General features: G+C 36.9%; 19 protein-coding genes. 16 read left to right on the top strand and 3 right to left on the bottom strand.

The genetic code is table 11. The features are described 5' to 3' along the window. Positions 1-42 precede the first annotated feature (42 nt). Both AC3WTI_RS08575 and AC3WTI_RS08570 read left to right on the top strand, forming a co-directional pair. Positions 43-3,405, top strand: a complete 3,363-nt coding sequence (locus AC3WTI_RS08575) for a tubulin-like doman-containing protein (RefSeq protein WP_087958780.1) — start codon at positions 43-45, stop codon at positions 3,403-3,405. 57 nt (positions 3,406-3,462) lie between these two features. Further along, the gene (locus AC3WTI_RS08570) at positions 3,463-3,597 is read left to right on the top strand and encodes a phosphonate ABC transporter permease (RefSeq protein WP_087958781.1); all 135 of its coding nucleotides are present in this window, start codon (positions 3,463-3,465) and stop codon (positions 3,595-3,597) included. Between the two features lie 79 nt (positions 3,598-3,676). On the opposite strand, the gene AC3WTI_RS08565 is transcribed toward AC3WTI_RS08570, so the two are convergent. Genes AC3WTI_RS08565 through AC3WTI_RS08555 form a run of 3 tightly spaced genes read right to left on the bottom strand, consistent with a single transcriptional unit; the run spans position 3,677 to position 7,446 of the window. Continuing rightward, a complete protein-coding gene (locus AC3WTI_RS08565) occupies positions 3,677-4,813 on the bottom strand; it encodes a Ger(x)C family spore germination protein (protein WP_087958782.1) in 1,137 nt (378 codons plus the stop codon). Further along, positions 4,814-5,911 (bottom strand): endospore germination permease, encoded by a 1,098-nt coding sequence (locus AC3WTI_RS08560; RefSeq protein WP_087958783.1) that lies wholly within the window; start codon positions 5,909-5,911, stop codon positions 4,814-4,816. Then, on the bottom strand, positions 5,908-7,446 hold the full coding sequence (locus AC3WTI_RS08555; protein ID WP_097841627.1) for a spore germination protein: 1,539 nt from the start codon (positions 7,444-7,446) through the stop codon (positions 5,908-5,910). Before AC3WTI_RS08555 ends, AC3WTI_RS08560 begins: the two co-directional genes overlap by 4 nt. A gap of 296 nt (positions 7,447-7,742) precedes the next feature. Between AC3WTI_RS08555 and fdhF the strand changes: the two genes are divergently transcribed. The 14 genes from fdhF (at position 7,743) to AC3WTI_RS08485 (ending at position 19,852) form a co-directional block, all read left to right on the top strand. Continuing rightward, complete coding sequence (fdhF, locus tag AC3WTI_RS08550; protein WP_087958784.1) at positions 7,743-10,682, top strand: formate dehydrogenase subunit alpha; 2,940 nt, start codon at positions 7,743-7,745, stop codon at positions 10,680-10,682. Between the two features lie 12 nt (positions 10,683-10,694). Further along, entirely contained in the window at positions 10,695-11,177 is a 483-nt protein-coding gene (locus AC3WTI_RS08545; protein ID WP_087958785.1) for a helical membrane plugin domain-containing protein, read from the top strand. 115 nt (positions 11,178-11,292) lie between these two features. Then, entirely contained in the window at positions 11,293-11,637 is a 345-nt protein-coding gene (locus tag AC3WTI_RS08540) for a Na-translocating system protein MpsC family protein (RefSeq protein ID WP_000039582.1), read from the top strand. Between the two features lie 16 nt (positions 11,638-11,653). Beyond that, positions 11,654-12,451, top strand: coding sequence for a formate dehydrogenase accessory sulfurtransferase FdhD (gene fdhD / locus AC3WTI_RS08535; RefSeq protein WP_087958786.1), 798 nt, complete (start codon positions 11,654-11,656; stop codon positions 12,449-12,451). A gap of 20 nt (positions 12,452-12,471) precedes the next feature. Then, entirely contained in the window at positions 12,472-13,488 is a 1,017-nt protein-coding gene (gene moaA, locus AC3WTI_RS08530; protein ID WP_218777774.1) for a GTP 3',8-cyclase MoaA, read from the top strand. 202 nt (positions 13,489-13,690) lie between these two features. Beyond that, complete coding sequence (locus AC3WTI_RS08525) at positions 13,691-14,470, top strand: formate channel (protein WP_087958788.1); 780 nt, start codon at positions 13,691-13,693, stop codon at positions 14,468-14,470. A gap of 24 nt (positions 14,471-14,494) precedes the next feature. Continuing rightward, positions 14,495-15,511, top strand: coding sequence for a molybdopterin-synthase adenylyltransferase MoeB (locus AC3WTI_RS08520; RefSeq protein ID WP_097841626.1), 1,017 nt, complete (start codon positions 14,495-14,497; stop codon positions 15,509-15,511). Positions 15,512-15,529: 18 nt separating this feature from the next. Beyond that, positions 15,530-16,837, top strand: a complete 1,308-nt coding sequence (gene moeA, locus AC3WTI_RS08515; protein ID WP_097841625.1) for a molybdopterin molybdotransferase MoeA — start codon at positions 15,530-15,532, stop codon at positions 16,835-16,837. Further along, positions 16,818-17,282, top strand: coding sequence for a molybdopterin synthase catalytic subunit MoaE (gene moaE / locus AC3WTI_RS08510; protein ID WP_253621602.1), 465 nt, complete (start codon positions 16,818-16,820; stop codon positions 17,280-17,282). The genes moeA and moaE overlap by 20 nt, the downstream gene beginning before the upstream one ends. Positions 17,283-17,286: 4 nt before the next feature. Next, positions 17,287-17,523 carry a molybdopterin converting factor subunit 1 gene (gene moaD, locus AC3WTI_RS08505; RefSeq protein ID WP_087958792.1) on the top strand — a complete coding sequence of 79 codons (237 nt, stop codon included), beginning with the start codon at positions 17,287-17,289 and terminating at the stop codon, positions 17,521-17,523. A gap of 60 nt (positions 17,524-17,583) precedes the next feature. Continuing rightward, positions 17,584-18,645 (top strand): P-loop NTPase, encoded by a 1,062-nt coding sequence (locus tag AC3WTI_RS08500; protein ID WP_087958793.1) that lies wholly within the window; start codon positions 17,584-17,586, stop codon positions 18,643-18,645. Positions 18,646-18,801: 156 nt separating this feature from the next. Further along, positions 18,802-19,026, top strand: coding sequence for a group-specific protein (locus AC3WTI_RS08495; protein WP_087958795.1), 225 nt, complete (start codon positions 18,802-18,804; stop codon positions 19,024-19,026). Between the two features lie 41 nt (positions 19,027-19,067). Next, positions 19,068-19,466, top strand: coding sequence for a hypothetical protein (locus AC3WTI_RS08490; protein WP_087958796.1), 399 nt, complete (start codon positions 19,068-19,070; stop codon positions 19,464-19,466). Positions 19,467-19,603: 137 nt separating this feature from the next. Then, a complete protein-coding gene (locus AC3WTI_RS08485) occupies positions 19,604-19,852 on the top strand; it encodes a DUF1294 domain-containing protein (protein ID WP_087958797.1) in 249 nt (82 codons plus the stop codon). The last annotated feature ends 7 nt before the right edge of the window (positions 19,853-19,859 follow it).

The raw sequence follows: 19,859 nt of genomic DNA, 5'->3' as shown, positions 1-19,859 counted from the left end.
CCCTCCTCTTTTCAAACAAGCAAGAATAGGAAGGTGGTTCACATGACGTTACAAGTTCCAACGATATTAATTGGCTTAGGTGGAATCGGTAGTACTGTGACACATCAAATATATGAAAGACTGCCTGAGGAACGCCGAAAAAAGGTAGCAATGCACGTATTTGATACAGATGTGAATACATTGAGTAAATTTGATCATATTCGAAAGTTTAAAACGCAAACGAGTTCGAGTAAAACACCAAGAGAGTATATTGCGGGAGATCCAACGATTCCAGAGTGGTTTCCAATGGACCCGACTATACTGGATAAACCACTGACAGAAGGGGCAGGACAGTTACGCGTCATTTCACGTTTAGCGTTACGTGCTGCGATGAAAGAAGATAAATTGACGTCCTTTTGGCAAGAAATTGAGAAAATTTTTCCGGTTACAAGCGATCAAACGGAATATGGAGTGCGTGTCATTATCGTAACATCACTAGCGGGCGGAACAGGTTCAGGGATGTTTCTACAAATTGCATTATATTTGCGTGAAATGCTTCGAAAAAAACTGCAACATCACAACATTTTAATACGTGGTGCGTTTCTAATGCCAGATGTGTTAGTGAAGACGAGAACGGTTAGTGCGAAAGAGTTTGAAACGGTGCAAGCAAACGGCTATGCATCGCTAAAAGAATTACATGCCATTACACTCGGTTCTACTGGAGAATTGTCAAAGCGTGGTGGCGTCACGATTGAATTAGAGTATCGACCTGATCAAGTAGATGAAGACGGGAGAACAAATCATACGATTAAACAACATCATCTACCGTACAATTATTGTTTCTTATACGATTACGAAAATTTACATGGACACCATCTGCATAATTTATCTGATTATATGGAGCAAATGGCCAATACGATTTATTTACAGTTATTTAGTCCGATGTCTGCCAATCATTTCGCACAGGAAGATAATCAAATTCAACAATTAGCAGAATCGAGCGGGAAAGGGCGATATTGCGGGGCAGGAACGGCAAAGATTATTTATCCGTATGAGCACGTGTTAAAATATTGTGCTTTAAAATGGGCTGTGCAAGGTTTAGATGAATCGTGGCTTCATTTAGATCAACTGTTTCAAGAGAAGAAACAAAGATACGATCAAGATGTAAAACGTGGTATGCAACGTGAAAAGCCAGAGCGAGGGAAAAGTTATTTAGAAGACTTAGAACATCTTGCTACTCGCCCAGAGCAGGCTCATATTTTCTATAGACAAATGTATAATGAAACGCGTGAAGGAGCAGAAGGCGGTAAGGTCGGTGTTGCGAAATCAAAACTGTTTTTAGAAGCTGTAGAAAGTTATGTACAGCGTACGGTACAAAAAGACGAAGAATTAAATCGCCTGCAGCATGAGTGTAAAATTTCAGCTGCAAAGCTGAAAATGATGGAACAAATGAAAGGTGAAGTAGCAAGGGTGGATCATGCAGTTCGTTTATATGCGTATGCGATTCCGAGCCGTGTACATGAACATGTAACGACACTTTTATATGACATGATTGAATCAGATCGTTTTTCACCAAGTGGTTCTGAAGGACAGTCATATCAATTAAATACATGGTTTTTAAAGAAAACAGATCCTGTTCATCCAGTATCCGCTCGTTTTATGTTGTATGAAATTCGAAAGCAGTTAGTCGAGAAAATGAATCGACTACATGAAAATAATGAACAAAAGCGTAATTTAATTCAAAACTACGATAAGAAATTTAATGTGAGTAATATTGATGGAACGGTAACAGCTGTGCGCCGAGTAGAAATCGCGCAGCAACAAGGCTGGTTTGGAAAAATGATTAATAATCAGCAGCGTTTATTTAAAAAGGAATTTGAAGACATTGTAACGCAGTACGTACACAAATTAAACGAGTATCGTAAAGAAATGCTATTAGAGCTCGTTTATCAATCGCTATATCAAGCGGTTAATAAAATGATTCAATATTGGGAAAGGTTTTTTGATAATTTACACGAAACACGTGAAAATTTATTGTTCGAAATTCAAAAACGAAGCAAGGAATTTGAAGGGAAAACAAACCCAACGAATGTATACGTATTAGCTGAAGAGAAATTGCAAGAAAAGATATGGCAAGATATGCAGCAACATTTAAATTTAGGTGTATTACCGAAAGATATATCAGCAGAAATTTATATGAGTTTATACGGGGAATATTGCAGGGATGCGAAAACGGAAGAGATTCAATCGAAAAAGGTAGAAGACTTTTATCGTGAGCACATACTAAGTTACTGCTACGATGAATTACAAATACGCTATCGAGATAAATTAGAGCTGAATATCGTTGAAGCACTAAGAAAAGAAGCGGATTATAAGAAACGTGATCGTGATGAATATGTCCGTGAAAAAATTGAAGACTTGTTCCATTTAGCAAGCCCATTCGTGCCGAAAGTTTCACATCATAGGGAATTACAATATTGGGGTATACATCCATCTTTAAAGAAAGAACTGCAAGAGGAATTAATTCAAGAAATGTTTAAAGAAAAAGATACAGTACATGAAGCTTTTTCGCCATTTGAAGTCATTTGTTATCGTGCGCATTACGGTTTATCACTGCAAGACTTTCCTAAGCTTTCGTCTGGACATATTGCAAATGGATTTATGAATGATAAAGGTGATTATTTTCAGTCGTACTATCGCCGTGTAAACAAGTTGAATAGTAAAAAATCTAGTTTAACGCCGCATTTAGATAAGTATTGGCACTTACCAGCCTTTATGCCAGACTTAAATGCAACGCAAACGAAGTTAGATTACGATAAATGCAATCGTGCTCTTCTATACGCGTATATGTATCGCTGGATTAGTTTAGTTGCTGTTGATGGCCAGTTTGTGTATCAATATAACGGCGTTGGACGTAGCTTCTTAATTCAGTCGATGGGGAAAAATATTTCAAGCGAAAGTTATAAATTACACAGAGCATTGCTTCATAACCCATTTATTTATGAAAACATCTTGTCCAGGTTTGAAGAAGAACAAGAGAAGGCAATGATACAGGGCGGACATTTATATACACATCCGTTTGTATTAGGTGCTCAAGATATTAGATGGCTTCGTAAAGAGCATGTCCACAATATTTTAGATATGATTTTAATGTATGACCGTGAAGCGAAATATGACCCAACGTTAGAAGAAACTTCTGATGAATTATTAAGATTATTCCTTGATGAAATTGAGTTATATTTCCAAAACTATTACGGTACAGGTGCCGATATGGTTGCAAAGAAAGAGAAAGAGATGTTTATTAAACAATTGTGGGATCGTTCGTATGCGAAAGGTTACGTAGATCCAAATAGTGCTCCTTATAAAAAATGGCAAAATTTATTAAGTGTTCATGATGACGAGGAAACGCCAAAAACGAATGTATAATGAATGAAAAGGGAATCCTTAAAAGTGGCAATACAACTTTAGAAAAGAGGGATTCCGATGCCGTTTTTAGGAAGTGTATATCAAATATTTGGATTGTATCCAGAAATTTATTATGGAATGATTTCAGCAGAACTTGCAGAGCAGGAAAGAGTGGAACAAGCGGAAAACGAAGAGACAGAAACAGAAGTGTAACAATATAAGAAGCTTTAAAATAAAAATGATAACACGCTACTTACTCTTTAAACGTATAAGAGCAAGTAGCGTGTTTTTGCTATTTAATAATCCCGTTTTCTAAAATTTTTATAGTAGGCGCTACTTTCACATTAGCTTTTGAAAAGGCACTTGGCCAATCATCTTCGACCGTTTTCCATTCTTCATATTGAAACGCTCTCGCATAATCACCAAATCCGAATGGATCAAGTTGCTGCTTTTGAATTTTGTGAATTAAATCATTTAAATCTTTGTTTAGTTGTTTTGTAATAAGTGCAGTTAATTTCTTTCTATCTTTGTCTATATCCATGTTGAATGTAAGTTCAGATACGGAAACTTTAAAATCCATTGCAATATTAAATTTGAATTGATTGTCGCTATAGCCTGTGTGAATGTCACGATTCATGCTAAGAACATTTATTGTTACGAAATCGTCACCTTCTGTATCTTTTCGATGACTATTACTTTCAACTGAATGAGAAGGGATTTTCAGTGTAATTGAAACGGGAATATTCGCTTTCTTTTGCAACATAAGAAGAAAGGCACTTTCATAGCGATTTAAAGACATTTTATAGATTCCGCGAGAAGTTAATAGTGCAGAGCCGGTAACAATCACATCTTTTTTCCCTTTTTTTATTTCAGAGATAGCAGGTGTGATACCTTTATTAAAAGTTTGCCTATGGAATTCATGGAATGTCGTAAACGCAGTTCGATTGTATAGTTTGTTCGTATTAATTAAATCTGTTAAATATTCAGGAAGTGCAGGCTTATCTTTGAAATTATTATATATAACTGAAGAAATTGGACCGTTAACTGCAACCATACGCATATTTCCTGTGTTTTTAGGGTCGCGATACCAAACATCAAGGTAAGGCATAGCTCCTTCTTGTTTTAAAAACTTCGTGCTAAATAAAATGAGCTGTAATTTTTCTGTAGAGACTAATCCGTTACTTGAGCTATTAAACGTCGCTTTTGCTTCTCGAGGTGTATGTACGATTGCTTTATGAGTTTCGAACTTTTTTTCTACATCTTCATTAAAAATAGGGTTTACGTGGTACACGATTAATTTTCCTTTTGCTTTTGCATCAAAACCATAAATTAATGAAATTGATTGTTTTTCTAAGTCGAGCCGATCTCCGCAGCCTGTTAAAAAGGTTATGAGAAAGAAAAGTGTAGTGAAATGAATAAAGCGTCTCATTTAAATTTTTCTCCTTTTCCAATGCTGATAAAGTGTCATGTATAAGAGAAATACGACTGGGAATAGAAAAACGATAAAATAACTTGCAGTTCCCCAAAATTCTCGCAATGCACTTATTTGATACGACGATGGGATATAAAAGAATAAAACGAAAACACACCCGAATAATAAAAACCAAACAGGAAATGAACTCCCTTTTATATTAAGTAATTGATTGATTCCATCTGAAGCAGTGAAAATATAGGGAATACAAGAATCAAAAATAATGAAGAGATAAAATGACAAAAAGATAATTTCAAACCGTTCCAAAAATGAAAAGTGAAATGGTGTAACGAGAGAAAGAGTGGGCCATAAAAACTTAGTTATACCATCCGGGCTAAAATAAAGGAAAGAAACGAACGTAACTTGTAGGTAAACGAATAAAGTAATCATATTTGCAATAACGATTCCTTTTGTTGCAGATGATTTATTACTGAGATAAGGATAAAGGACGAATGCAAACTCAAATCCGAGAAACGCAATAATAGTTGATTTTACGGTGTTGAAAACTGGTATCCATCCCTCTTTAAGGAGAGGAAGAAGATAAACCCAATGCCCATCTTTAAGTGGGATAAATAATAGTAATGGCATCCAAAGTGTAAAGAAGACAGTAAAAACAGCATAGCGGCTAATAATAAGAACACCTTTACATGAGAGCATAACCATTGGAATAGATAGTAAAATCATAATTAAATACATAGGGGATCTAGGTAAAATCCAAATGTGGATAACGTATAAGAGAGAGAAAATTAAGGAAACAGCTGCAAGAACAGCATATAAAACCCAAAAGATCATTCCTACTCTTCCCAGCCACTTCCCAAGATAACGAGTTAGCACATCAAGTAAATGATATCCAGGATGCTTCTCCATAATTTTTACAATACATAGACTGACTAAAGTAGTGATAGCACATCCTATAATAATAGATATCCACCCATCTGTATTGGCCCCTTGTGCAACTTCACGTGGTAGTGTAAGTACACCAAATCCAACTTGAACACCACTAATCGTTAAAATGTATTGAAATAAACTAATCTCCCTCTTTGCACGCTTTGTCACTTATCTTCCTCCTTTTCTTCTATATCCGGTTGTCGATTTTCTTGTTTTAAGTTAAGGGATAGTGGTCGGTTCTTCATTAGTTTCCATGGCAAGCGCACAAGAACGTCTTTTAAATCCGTAGCAAATGATGGAGAAAAAGGACTACCGTAAGGAACACCAAGTGATTCCATAGAAAGAATATGGATGATGATAGCTGACATTCCAACCATAATTCCAATGACCCCGAATAAAGAAGCAATTATCATCATTGGAAAGCGAAGAATCCGAACTCCTGCTGACATTTCCAAATTGGGGATGATAAAAGAAGCGACTGCGGTAATAGATACGACGATAACCATAACATTACTTACGATTCCTGCTTGAACTGCAGCTTGTCCAATGACAATCCCTCCTACGACACCAATTGTTTGCCCGACGGGACCAGGAAGGCGAACAGCAGCTTCGCGGAGCATTTCAAGTACCAATTCCATTAAAAGTGCTTCTAATATAGGTGGGAAAGGGATTTTTGCACGAGACTCTCCAATTGTTAACAATAATTTAAGTGGAATTACTTCATAATGAAAGGAAATCATAGCAATATAAAGAGCCGGGGTGAATATTGCAATAAATAATCCAGTGAAACGAAGTAATCGTATGAAAGATGGAATGATAGGCCTGAAGCTGTAATCATCTATTGTTTGAAAAAAAGATGAAAAGGTCATAGGTCCAATTAATACGCCTGGTGAGCGATCGACAACAATAGCGATTCGTCCATCCAAAATGTGATGGGCCGTTGTGTCAGGGCGTTCAGTGATAGATAATTGCGGAAAGAGAGTATAGGAATTATCTTCAACAAACCCTTCTAATTCTCCGGTAGTAAGAATGGCATCCACTTTGATTGATTCGATGCGGCATGCCATTTCTTGTACGACATCTTCGTTTGCAATGTCTGCTAAGTACAGCAAAAAAATCTTTGAAGTAGCTCGTTCACCAACAGTGAATTCTTTCACTTTTAATTCACGATTTGGAATATATCGACGAATAAGTGCAACGCTGTCACTCGCTACTTCATTAAATCCTTCGTGTGAGCTTTTTATGGAAGTTTCTGTTGTAGGTTCTTCAATACTTCTTTTTGGCGCCGATTGCGTATCAAGTTCTAACGCTGTAAGTTGTCCGTTTATAAATAAAATGCTTTTACCATGTAAAAGGGACTGTTCAATGTCTGACCACTGCTGAACTTTTTTTATATTTCCGATTGTAACGGAAGATTCCCAAAAATCGTCCTCATTCCACTCTTTAAATAGGAGGGGGCGAAGAATATCGATGTTAATAACAGTTTTATCTACAAGTCCTTCCATATATGTAAGTGCGGCTTCGTTTCCGTTTTGTAACGGAAAAGTGCGTGTAATTAATTCTGGAATCCCGCTAAATAGTTTGGACAAGTGTTTTAAATTAAGGGAAAGAGAAGAAGAGATAGTTTTATGTAATAGGTGATCAGCTTGCTCTTGTGCAGAAAAAGATTTTTCACCACGTATCCATTTATTAAAAGACCCCATTTGTTCGCTTACTCCTTGTCATATATTATATGGGTTATTATGGATAGTTCTATGCGGACATATGCGTAGTTTAAATTTTATATTGTATATTTTTAACTTTAACGCTATAATTATAGTGTTAAAGATGGAATCGTGATATGACCTGTTATGAATCTATCGTTTTATTTATGAATAAATGGATTGGTATTTTAGCAAGATGTGCTAATAAACTACTCCACCATGATAATAACGTGCCGAAATGTGGTGCGTATATTTTCGTGGTGGAGTTTTTTTATTCTCAAAAAGGGGGAAAGACCATGAATAACAACATGGTTCATATTACAATTGACGGAAAAAAGTATACAGCGGAGCCTGGTTCAACGATATTGGGTGTTATTAATGAGAACGGGATTGAACATCCGCAAATTTGTTACGTGCCAGAAGTAGATCCTATTCAAACATGTGACACTTGTATTGTAGAAGTTGACGGAAAGTTAATGCGCTCTTGTTCGACAGTGGCGACGGAAGGTATGAACATTGAACGTAATTCTACTCGTGCGAAAGAAGCGCAAACAGAGGCGATGGATCGGTTACTAGAAAATCATTTATTATACTGTACAGTATGTGACAACAACAATGGGAACTGTAAACTGCATAATACAGCAGAATTAATGGAGATTGAACATCAAAAATATCCTTATGAACCGAAAGTAGATGTGAGTGAAGTTGATATGACGCATCCGTTTTATCGCTACGACCCTAATCAATGTATTGCATGCGGTCAATGCGTTGAGGTATGTCAAAACTTACAAGTAAATGAAACGTTATCGATAGACTGGGAAGCGGAACGCCCACGAGTTATTTGGGATGAAGGAGTCAATATTAATGACTCTTCATGCGTGAGCTGTGGTCAATGTGTAACGATTTGTCCTTGTAACGCTTTAATGGAGAAAACGATGCTCGGTGAAGCTGGATTTATGACGGGATTAAAACCAGATATTCTTGAACCGATGGTAGATTTAATTAAAGAAGTTGAGCCTGGATATAGCGGCATTTTTGCGGTATCAGAAGTGGAAGCGGCCATGCGTGATACTCGTACGAAGAAAACGAAAACAGTTTGTACATTTTGTGGTGTAGGTTGTTCATTTGAAGTGTGGACGAAAGGACGTAAAATCCTTAAAGTACAGCCTTCTTCTCATGCACCAGTTAACGCAATTTCTACTTGTGTAAAAGGAAAATTCGGTTGGGATTTCGTAAATTCTAAAGAAAGAATTACAAAACCTTTAATTCGTAAAAATGGAGCGTTTGTTGAATCTACATGGGAAGAAGCATTGAATGTAGTTGCAAGTAAATTAGGATCGATTAAAGAAGAGTACGGTAAAGATGCTATCGGTTTTATTTCTTCATCTAAAATTACGAATGAAGACAATTATGTGATTCAAAAATTAGCACGACAAGTATTTGAAACGAATAATATTGATAACTGCTCACGTTATTGTCAATCACCAGCGACAGACGGATTATTCCGAACAATTGGTATGGGCGGAGATGCTGGAACGATTAAAGATATCGCACAATCTGGTCTTGTTATTATTGTAGGTTGTAATCCGACAGAAGGTCACCCTGTTTTAGCTACACGAATTAAACGTGCACATAAATTACACGGACAAAAATTAATTGTGGCTGATCTTCGTAAAACAGAAATGGCAGAGCGTTCAGACGTCTTTGTTAGTCCAAAACAAGGAACAGATCAAGTGTGGTTAATGGCTGTTACGAAATATATGATTGATCAAGGCTGGCACGATCAACGATTTATCGATGAGAATGTAAACTTCTTTGAAGATTTCAAAGAGAGTCTGACAGAATATACACTTGAATATGCAGAGAAAATGACTGGTATTTCAAAAGAAACACTTATTCAAATGGCTGAAATGATTCGTGATGCAGATGGTACATGTATCCTTTGGGGTATGGGAGTAACGCAAAATACAGGGGGATCTGATACTTCCGCTGCGATTTCAAACTTACTTCTTGCAACTGGTAATTATCGTCGGCCAGGTGCTGGTGCATATCCGCTTCGAGGTCATAATAACGTACAAGGTGCTTGTGATATGGGTACTTTACCAGGATGGCTTCCTGGATATCAACACGTTACGAACGATATGGAACGTGCGAAATTTGAAACTGCTTACGGAGTGAAAATTGATAGTGAACCAGGTCTTAATAATATTGAAATGCTTCACGCAATTGACGAAGGAAAAATGAAAGCAATGTACCTTGTCGGAGAAGATATGGCTCTTGTAGATTCTAATGCAAATCATGTACATGAAGTGTTATCAAGCCTTGATTTCTTCGTTGTGCAAGATGTTTTCCTTTCTAAAACTGCTCAATATGCAGATGTTGTATTACCAGCAGCACCATCTCTTGAGAAAGAAGGTACTTTCACAAATACAGAGCGCCGTGTACAAAGACTATATCAAGTTCTTCCTACGCTTGGAGATGCGAAACCAGACTGGTGGATTGTGCAGGAAGTTGCGAATAAATTAGGTGCAAACTGGAATTATAGCCATCCAAGTGAAATCTTTGCTGAAATGGCAAGCTTATCACCACTATTCTCACAAGCTAACTATGAAGTACTGGAAGGATGGAATAGTTTCCATTGGGGAAGTTTTGATGGTACGAATACACCATTACTTTTCCAAGATGGATTTAACTTCCAGGATAAAAAAGCTCGTTTTGCGATTGCTGACTGGGTGCGCCCAGCTGAATTCCCAGCTGAGTTCGACCTTCATATTAACAACGGTCGTATGCTTGAGCACTTCCATGAAGGGAATATGACAAATAAATCAACAGGTATTCAAACGAAAGTACCTGGCGTTTTCGTTGAAGTTTCTCCAGCACTTGCAAAAGAACGTGGAGTGAAAACTGGTTCATTAGTCCGTCTTGTCTCTCCGTTTGGAGCGTTAAAATTACGTGCACTTGTAACAGACCGTGTAAAAGCAAATGAGTTATATTTACCGATGAACTCTACAGATAATGAAACAGCGATTAATTTCTTAACAGGTCCTGCAGTTGATACGCGTACGAACACACCTGCTTATAAACAGACGAAAGTGCGTATGGAAGTGCTAGAAGTTGATGGCGAAAGTCCGATGCCAAAAGCAAACCCACGCAATAAAAAACGTCACCCTCAAGCTGGTATTGAGGTACATCGTAAGTGGGCACGTCCAGGGTATGTGCATTTAACGGATAAGTAGGAGGAGAAAAATATGGCTGCACCTATAAAAATGATTCAAAAACAAGAATTAACTGAGGAAGAAATAAAACAGCAAAAATTAGATGATTTAAAAGAGCTTCTAGCTAATAATGAAGAAGCTTTAAATCAAATGTTTAATATTGTTGGTGAATTAAATGACATCGGAATGCTAGAAGCTGCAAATTCTATGCTAAAGGCGAAAGAACCAATCGCAAAGATTGTTCTTGGCCAAGTGACTCGTGAGCCTGTTACAAATTTAATTAATAATATGATGGGGGCTGCGGGTGCTTTAACAGAACTTGATCCGGAGCTTACGAAAAAGCTTATAGGTAGCTTATTAGTAGGGCTAGAAAAAGGTAATGAACATTTAGAGAGTAATAAAAAAGTAGGGGTATTCGATCTTATGAAAGTATTGAAAGACCCAGATATTAACCGTGCTATCGGGTTTGGGCTTCATTTCTTAAAAGGTATGGGAAAAGGATTAAAAGAAGAATAAGTTTCATGAAGTGAACCTTTTCGCCCGAATGTTTGTGCGAAATAGTTTGGGCGAAAGGATTATTTTGGTAAAATATATAATAAAGTAAAATGAGGCTTTTGGGAGGTATAATTGTATGTCAAAAAAAGTACATGAATTTAATGATATGATACGAAAACTTCGAAAGGAACTTTTTGGAAAAGGACCGGAACGAATTCATACTGTTTTTGCTGAAAATATGGCGATTGCGACCCTTTATGGAAACTTAACACCTACTGAAAAATTCATTTCAAGTACGATGGACGGTGCGGAAATGGTTCATATGGCTAGAACGAAAATGATTCAAGAAGTGTATGCTGCAAATTCCCGTGAACATTTGGAGGAACTTGTTGGAGCGAAATTAGTGAATTTGTTTTCAGATATGAAAGTAGAAGAAGATATTGCAGTTTCGGTATTTGTTTTCGATAAAAATATAACGTGAGAGAAGGATACTGATCGTGAAGCCGATACAGGTAGAAAGAGAAATCTTTCGCTATGAACAAGGGGCGTTTAAGCATATAGAGGACAGCATTGTAACAGAGTTTCCAGTCACGATTAAAATGAACGGACAGGAGTTTGTTACAATGGTTAGTACTCCAGAATATATAGAAGATATGGTAATAGGCTTCTTAGCATCTGAAGGAATTATTCGGAAGTATGAAGATATTGATGATATATGGGTACAAGAGAAAGAAGGGTTTGTACATGTCACGGCGGCAAAATTGAATCCATATTACGAACAAATGCAAAATAAACGTTATATTACTTCATGCTGTGGCATGAGTAGACAAGGGTTTGTTTTTGCAAATGATGCACTAAGCGCAAAGAAAATGAATGGTGTCCATGTACAGGTTGCTGCAGAAGACTGTTTTCGGTTAATGAAAGAAATGCAGCAATCCGCAGAGACATTTCGTCATACAGGCGGCGTTCATAATGCGTCTTTGTGTGACGTGAATGGTATTATGTTAAGTCGAATGGATATCGGTAGACATAATGCGTTAGATAAAATTTACGGTTATTGTTTAAAAAATAATATTTCTATAAGTGATAAAATCATAGTTTTTAGCGGTCGTATTTCTTCGGAAATATTATTGAAAGTTGCAAAGATTGGTTGTGAAATTATACTTTCAAAATCAGCTCCAACTGAGTTGGCTTTGCAGCTAGCAGAAGAATTAGGTATCACAACGATAGGATTTATTCGGAATCAATCCTTAAATGTATATACGCATCCAGAGCGTGTTTTAAATATAAAATAAGTAAAAGCGAGGCAATAAATATGAAATCTGTCACATTAGACAAACTACAACGCCCTTTAAAGGATTTACGTATTTCTGTTACTGATCGCTGTAATTTTCGCTGTCGCTATTGTATGCCAGAAGAAATATTTGGTCCTGATTATTCGTTTTTGTCTAATGATAAAATTTTATCTTTTGATGAGATTGAAAGGATAACACGTATTTTTGTTTCTTTAGGTGTAAGAAAGTTACGGATTACGGGCGGAGAACCGTTACTGCGAAGAGGTCTTCCACAGCTTATTGAGCGCCTTAATAAAATAGATGGTGTAGAGGATATCGGTTTAACAACCAATGGATCGTTACTTAAAAAGTTTGCTCCTGATTTATATAAGGCGGGTTTATCACGTGTGACAGTTAGTTTAGATTCCTTAGAAGAAAATCGTTTTTTCTATTTGAATGGTAATAGAAGTAAAGTGCAAAGGGTTCTAGAAGGAATACAGGCTGCAGCTGAAGTTGGTATGAAAATTAAAATAAACATGGTCGTTCAAAAGGGAAAAAACGAACAGGACATTTTGCAGATGGCACAATACTTTAAGGAAAATAAGCATATTCTTCGTTTTATTGAGTATATGGACGTTGGGAATTATAACGGTTGGGAATTAAAAGAGGTTGTTTCGAAACAAGAAATAGTAGATGCGATTCATCAAGTTATGCCATTAGAACGGATAGAAGCGAATTATGCAGGTGAGGTTGCGACTCGCTATCGTTATATTGGAAGTGATGAAGAAATAGGTATTATTTCATCAGTAACAGATTCCTTCTGTTCCTCATGTACGAGAGCCCGTATTTCTGCAGAAGGAAAATTATATACTTGTTTGTTTGCTTCTAAAGGAAATGATTTGAGAGAACTACTTCGATCTGGGTACACTGACGAGGAAATAACAGATATCGTACGTGATATATGGAACAACCGAGAAGACCGTTATTCAGATGAACGCTTAAGTCATACAAGTGAAAAAAGAGCACCTAAAATTGAAATGTCACATATTGGCGGTTGATATATATAAGAGTGACGCTTTGAGGAAGTATATACAAAATGGAAAGTATGCAACGTTTGTAGATTTTCTATTTTATAGTAAAAGTGATGATTGATATCTCTGTAAAAGATGTGCAGAGAAATTAAGCAGCATTCAAAAACCTTTATTTTGAGGAGGTTTTTTGAAGCTGCTTTTTTATTTGGAGAAAATGGAGGAATTAGTAATGGCATTTCATAAACCGGAACAAATTGCTGAGCTTGTAATTGAGGCCGGTGTTCAAAAAGTAAGTCAGACGTTGCCAGCAATGCTTATTCTCGGTTTTTTAGGAGGAGCGTTTATTTCGCTCGGTTTTTTACTTAACATTCGCGTTTTAGGTAATTTACCTGAGCGCTGGGGTAGTTTAGTCAATGTTTTAGGAGGAGCGGTTTTTCCTGTTGGATTAATGCTCGTTGTATTAGCAGGAGGAGAATTAATTACCGGAAATATGATGTCACTTTCTATGGCGCTTTATGCAAAGAAAATTACATTGATAAGTGTACTAAATAATTGGGTTTGGATTACTTTCATGAATTTCGTGGGAGCTATTTTTGTTGCGTATTGTTTCGGTCATCTTGGCGGATTAACAGAGGGAGAGTATTTAAATAAAACGGTAGCGATAGCAGAAGGAAAGTTACATGAAACGTTTGGGAGAACTTTAATTTTAGCAATTGGTTGTAATTGGCTCGTTTGTCTTGCACTTTGGCTCGCTTATGGGACGAGTGATTTTGTCGGGAAAATAATCGGAATTTGGATTCCCATTATGGCATTTGTAGTGATTGGATTTCAGCAAGTAGTAGCAAACATGTTTGTCATCTCAGCAGTTATTTTTGCAGGTCATCTGACGTGGATGGATCTTGCTAGAAATTTTGTTCCTGTCTTTATCGGAAATGTAATTGGAGGAGCTGGATTTGTTGGATTTGCTTACTTTGCTTGTTATCAAAAACAACATTCCAATATGAAATAGAGTTCGTGAGAGGAAGGATATGTAATGGGTGAGCGGTATTCACGACAACAGTTGTTCAAACCAATTGGCAGTAAAGGACAAGAAAAAATTCGTAATAAACATGTGTTAATTGTAGGAGCAGGCGCATTAGGAAGTGCGAGTGCCGAAAGTTTCGTACGTGCAGGTATTGGTAAGTTGACGATTATTGATCGTGATTACGTTGAATGGAGTAATTTACAAAGGCAACAATTGTACTCTGAACAAGATGCGAGAGAGAAAATACCAAAAGCAATTGCTGCTAAAAATCGGCTAGAACAAATTAATTCTGAAGTACACATACATGCTTTCGTAATGGATGCAGTTGCAGAAAATATGGATGACCTATTAAAAAATGTAGATGTAATCATTGATGCAACAGATAATTTTGATATTCGATTTGTCATTAATGACTTATCGCAAAAACATAATATCCCGTGGGTATATGGTTCTTGTGTTGGATCGTACGGTATGAGCTATACAATTATTCCGCAAAAGACACCGTGTTTACATTGTGTGCTGAAGAATGTTCCTGTTACAGGTGTGACATGTGATACAGCTGGAATTATTAGTCCGGCTGTCCAAATTGTCGCGGCATATCAAGTGGCGGAAGCAATCAAAATTTTAGTAGAAGATTTTTCCGCAATTAGAAAAACATTTTTCATGTTTGATATATGGAATAATCAAAACCAATTTATAAAACTAGGGAAAATCAAGACTGATGATTGCCCTTCGTGCGGTTTGAATCGAACTTATCCTTATTTATCATACGAAAACCAAACGAAGGTAGCTATTTTATGCGGAAGAAATACAGTTCAAATTAGGCCAGTAGAAAATAGGAAGTACGATTTTGATAATATAGAAAAAGTATTAAAAAAACTAGGGAGAGTAGAGCGGAATCCATATTTACTATCTTGCCAACTAGATGATTACCGCGTCGTTATTTTTCGGGATGGTCGTGTTTTCATTCATGGTACAAATGATATATCGAAAGCGAAACAATTATATTATCGCGTATTCGGTTAATAGAAAGGGTTGTCAACAATGGAAAGAAGAGTGCCAATTACGGTTGAAGAAGCTGTTCGTAAAGTAATGGAATTTGCTAATGAGGGATTAAAGGAGCTATTGCCAATTGAATTAGCCTACGGGCGTATATTAGCAGAGGATTTAGTAGCCGACCATGATGTACCTTCATTCAATCGTTCACCGTATGACGGATTTGCTATTAGGTCAGAAGATACGAATGTAGCAAGTTATGAAACACCAATTGTGTTTGAAGTAATTGGTGAAATTGGTGCAGGATCAATATTCCACGAGAAAGTAGGCCCGTTTCAAGCAGTCCGAATTATGACGGGAGCGCAAATTCCGAATGGGTGTGATGCGGTTGTTATGTTAGAGCTGACTCGTCAATATGAGGAAGCTGGCAACAATTATATGGAAGTGAAGCGATCATTTAAAACGGGCGACAATATTTCTTTTCAAGGGGAAGATGCTCGTAAAGGAACGGTTCTTGCAAAGAAAGGATCATACATTCATCCAGGTATTTCAGCTCTTCTTGCTACGTTCGGCTATAGGGAGGTGCCAGTTGCAAGAAAACCTATAATTGGACTATTAGCGACTGGTAGTGAATTACTGGATGTAAATGATTCACTACAGCCAGGGAAAATCCGAAATAGTAATACGTATATGATACTGTCTCAAATTCGAAGAGCGGGCGGCAGAGTAAAATATTTTGGGAAGTTTAGCGATGATTTTCATACATGTTTCACAGCTGTAAAAGAAGCATTAAGCCAAGTAGATATGCTCATTACAACAGGCGGTGTATCAGTAGGGGATTACGATTATTTGCCAGCTATATATGAAAAATTAGGTGCCTCTGTTCTTTTCAATAAAGTTGCAATGAGACCAGGGAGTGTTACGACTGTAGCGCAATTAAATGGCAAGTTATTATTTGGTTTATCAGGAAATCCATCTGCTTGTTACGTAGGGTTTGAACTATTTGTAAGACCTTGTATTCGGACGTATATGTTTAGTGAAAAAGCACATGTAAAAAGAGAAAAAGCGTTATTAGGAGAAGATTTTCTAAAACCAAATCCATTTACAAGATTTGTACGAGCAAAACTGACATATAACGAAGGACAGTTAATTGCTTATCCGTCACGGTTTGATAAATCTAGTTCGGTTTCTTCTCTGGCAGAGGCAAATATATTTATTGTACTTCCAGGTGGTACGAGAGGTTATAAAAAAGATATGTTCGTAGAAGTTCTCTTGCTGGAAGATAATGAAGGTAGTGAATGGCCTTGGACATTTTATAAAGTGAGAGGTGTTTCTAATGGGACAAGCACTATTTGAGATTGTAGATATACCGATTTTAGTTGAAGAAGTAACGAATAAAGTCGCAAGAAGAGAAGCAGGTGCGATTACAACATTCATTGGCACGGTGAGAGAATTAACAAAAGGAAAACGAACGCTACATTTAGAGTACGAAGCATATAAACCGATGGCAGTAAAACAACTTACGAAAATTGGTGAAGAAATAAATGAAAAGTGGCCGGATGCAAAAGTAGCAATTACGCACCGTGTAGGACGGCTGGAGATTATGGATATCGCGGTAGTCATAGCAGTGTCATCACCGCATCGGAAAGTCGCTTATGAAGCGAATGAATACTCGATTCAACGTATAAAGAGAATCGTCCCAATTTGGAAAAAAGAATTTTGGGAAGATGGAACGATGTGGATTGGAGATCAACTTGAAAATACGGCATATGCAGAAGGAAAACCGAAGAAGGGAGAATGAGAAGATGATTACAATATTATTGTTCGCGAATTTGCGTGAGGAAGTAGGATCGGATCAATTAGTCATTCTAGAAAAACAAGAAATGACAGTGCAGCAAGTAAAAGAATGGCTCAAAGCAAGCTATTGTTTACAATCGCTTGATAGAGTGATGGTCGCTGTTAATGAAGAATTTGTAACGAATGAAGAGATGATAAAAGCTGGAGATGTAGTCGCATTCATTCCGCCTGTTAGCGGGGGATAATAAGCTTTTTCGCCAAGAAGATGTTGTATATAAATTCGAATACGAGAAGGGATGAGTTTTATGATTACTCAAGAACAAATAATGAGCGCGTTAAAACATGTAGAGGATCCGGAGTTACACAAAAGTATTGTAGAATTAAATATGGTTAGAAATATACAAATGAATGGAACAGAGGTTAAACTTGAAGTAGTGCTAACGATTCAAGGTTGTCCATTAAAGGCAAAAATTCAACAAGATGTGGAAGAGTCTCTTCATGCAATTGGTGCATCTAAAGTAGATGTGACATTCGGTTCTATGACACAAGAAGAACGAGCTGCGCTAACAGAAAAGTTAAAGAAAAATAGTAGAACAGAAACTGGTATGCCAAGCATGCTTCGCCTTGATTCAGGGGTACGATTTATTACAGTAACGAGCGGAAAAGGTGGAGTTGGAAAATCAACAGTGACAATTAATCTTGCAACTGCTTTAGCTCGTATGGGCAAAAAAGTGGGGATATTAGATGCAGATATATATGGTTTTAGCATTCCAGCTATGATGGAAACGAATCAAAAACCGACGATGATTGATCAAACAGCAATTCCAGTCGTTAGTCACGGTGTGAAAATCATGTCGATGGGATTTTTTACGGAAGGGAATAACCCGGTTATGTGGCGCGGGCCGATGTTAAATAAATGGATTCAAAACTTTCTTGCGAATACGCACTGGGGAGAATTAGATTATTTACTTCTTGATTTACCACCTGGTACAGGAGATGTTGCCATTGATGTTGCTGCTATGATCCCGCAGGCGCAAGAAATTATCGTTACAACACCACATAATGTAGCTTCATTCGTAGCATCTAGAGTAGGGGTAATGGCAAAACATACGAAACACGAGATTTTAGGGATTGTAGAAAATATGGCTTATTATGAAGAACAAGATGGATCAAAAAACTATCTCTTCGGAAAAGGTGGCGGCGAAATGCTTGCAGAACAATTGCACACAGAAGTGATTGCGCAAGTGCCTTTTGCAAAACGAGAAGAAAATAACGGTTCATCTGTATATGATGAAGACTCTCTTGTGGGAGAAGTGTTTACATCGTTAGCAGAGGATATTATTTACCCCGCTATTTGCGGGAAGTAAGACCCCCACCTCAAAATTCAGAGGAAGCAAAGAAGTTAAGTGGGGGATTAACTGCCCGTAAAAGCCTGATTGGTTCAACTAATAATCAGTGGGGGGATGAACAAAAACCTTACTGATTAAAGTTTCACTTTATAAAGGATAGAGGAGGGATTTTTTATGGCGTGTAATATTGATCATTCTATGGAAGATGTAATGGATAAGCTGGAAAGCCAAAAGAGTTTTTTACCGGAAGTGGTTTTTAAAAAGTTAAAGGGGTTTTTGCAACGTAATCATTCACAAGAAATATTAAACGATATCTTTCACCTTTTAAAAAAGTATGACTTAGTTAGTGAAGAAGAAAGAGAGACGAGAAATACTCAATTATTGCTGATTATAAAATAAATACGCATTGGCTTTTGTTTTTTTCAGGAGGGGTAAATGTAATGGATATGAAAAAGATGATTGAAACGATAGAAGCAATAAAAGTGACTGAAGAAGAATTATCGATTTCTAATTTACATCAAAAGCTTGTGAAGTTGTATAGTCAAAAAAATGTTGCTTATTATACGGAACTATTAAAATATATTTTATCACTATCCGTGCAGCTAAAATTACATCTCGTACTGAAATATTTTGGTGTGCGTCCCGTTGTTGCCGCCGATGAACGTATGCAATTTCAAGAGATATTTAAATGCCTAGCTAACAAAGATGAAAATGGTGAATGGTTTCTAAATTTCGTTTCTTTATATGTAGGGCTAATTGTAGTTTTTCATTTTGATGAAAAAGAGATTGAGAGAAGTTTTTTCGATGATTTGGTAGTGGGCGAAGGGAATGAAATATAAGGTTCTGCTCATAATATCTTTCTGTTTAATTGGCTATATAAATATAAAGGTAACCAATTAATAAAAAGCGTTCTTCAGTTGTTTCCGTAGTTTTTTCATGTTACCATTAAGCGAATTTTTCATAGGGAGAGAAAGCGATGAAATGGGTTTATTTTATTATTATTAACGTTATAGCTTTTAGCCTTATGGGGCTTGATAAACGAAAAGCGAAGAAGAAACAGTGGAGAACGCCAGAAAGTACGTTGTTTTTGTCAGCGGCATCTGGAGGGGCAGTTGGTGCTTGGATCGGTATGTATATGTTTCACCATAAAACACATAAAAAGAAATTTGTTTTCGGTATACCATTACTTGTCGTTATAACAGTATGTTTACTTTTTGCTGTATGAGAAATGT

It is taken from the genome of Bacillus sp. EB106-02-03-XG38, assembly GCF_058792175.1.
Note: the sequence above shows the minus strand (reverse complement) of the source record. Positions and strands in the feature narration are given on the sequence as shown.

Bases quoted from the DNA above. Each gene is read 5' to 3' on its own strand.
- moaA (WP_218777774.1), top strand. From the start codon at position 12,472: ATGAAATCTGTCACATTAGACAAACTACAACGCCCTTTAAAGGATTTA.
- AC3WTI_RS08575 (WP_087958780.1), top strand. From the start codon at position 43: ATGACGTTACAAGTTCCAACGATATTAATTGGCTTAGGTGGAATCGGT.
- AC3WTI_RS08555 (WP_097841627.1), bottom strand. From the start codon at position 7,446: ATGGGGTCTTTTAATAAATGGATACGTGGTGAAAAATCTTTTTCTGCA.
- fdhF (WP_087958784.1), top strand. From the start codon at position 7,743: ATGAATAACAACATGGTTCATATTACAATTGACGGAAAAAAGTATACA.
- AC3WTI_RS08500 (WP_087958793.1), top strand. From the start codon at position 17,584: ATGATTACTCAAGAACAAATAATGAGCGCGTTAAAACATGTAGAGGAT.
- AC3WTI_RS08490 (WP_087958796.1), top strand. From the start codon at position 19,068: ATGGATATGAAAAAGATGATTGAAACGATAGAAGCAATAAAAGTGACT.
- AC3WTI_RS08540 (WP_000039582.1), top strand. From the start codon at position 11,293: ATGTCAAAAAAAGTACATGAATTTAATGATATGATACGAAAACTTCGA.
- moeA (WP_097841625.1), top strand. From the start codon at position 15,530: ATGGAAAGAAGAGTGCCAATTACGGTTGAAGAAGCTGTTCGTAAAGTA.
- AC3WTI_RS08570 (WP_087958781.1), top strand. From the start codon at position 3,463: ATGCCGTTTTTAGGAAGTGTATATCAAATATTTGGATTGTATCCAGAA.
- moaD (WP_087958792.1), top strand. From the start codon at position 17,287: ATGATTACAATATTATTGTTCGCGAATTTGCGTGAGGAAGTAGGATCG.
- AC3WTI_RS08520 (WP_097841626.1), top strand. From the start codon at position 14,495: ATGGGTGAGCGGTATTCACGACAACAGTTGTTCAAACCAATTGGCAGT.
- AC3WTI_RS08565 (WP_087958782.1), bottom strand. From the start codon at position 4,813: ATGAGACGCTTTATTCATTTCACTACACTTTTCTTTCTCATAACCTTT.
- AC3WTI_RS08495 (WP_087958795.1), top strand. From the start codon at position 18,802: ATGGCGTGTAATATTGATCATTCTATGGAAGATGTAATGGATAAGCTG.
- AC3WTI_RS08525 (WP_087958788.1), top strand. From the start codon at position 13,691: ATGGCATTTCATAAACCGGAACAAATTGCTGAGCTTGTAATTGAGGCC.
- moaE (WP_253621602.1), top strand. From the start codon at position 16,818: ATGGGACAAGCACTATTTGAGATTGTAGATATACCGATTTTAGTTGAA.
- AC3WTI_RS08545 (WP_087958785.1), top strand. From the start codon at position 10,695: ATGGCTGCACCTATAAAAATGATTCAAAAACAAGAATTAACTGAGGAA.
- AC3WTI_RS08485 (WP_087958797.1), top strand. From the start codon at position 19,604: ATGAAATGGGTTTATTTTATTATTATTAACGTTATAGCTTTTAGCCTT.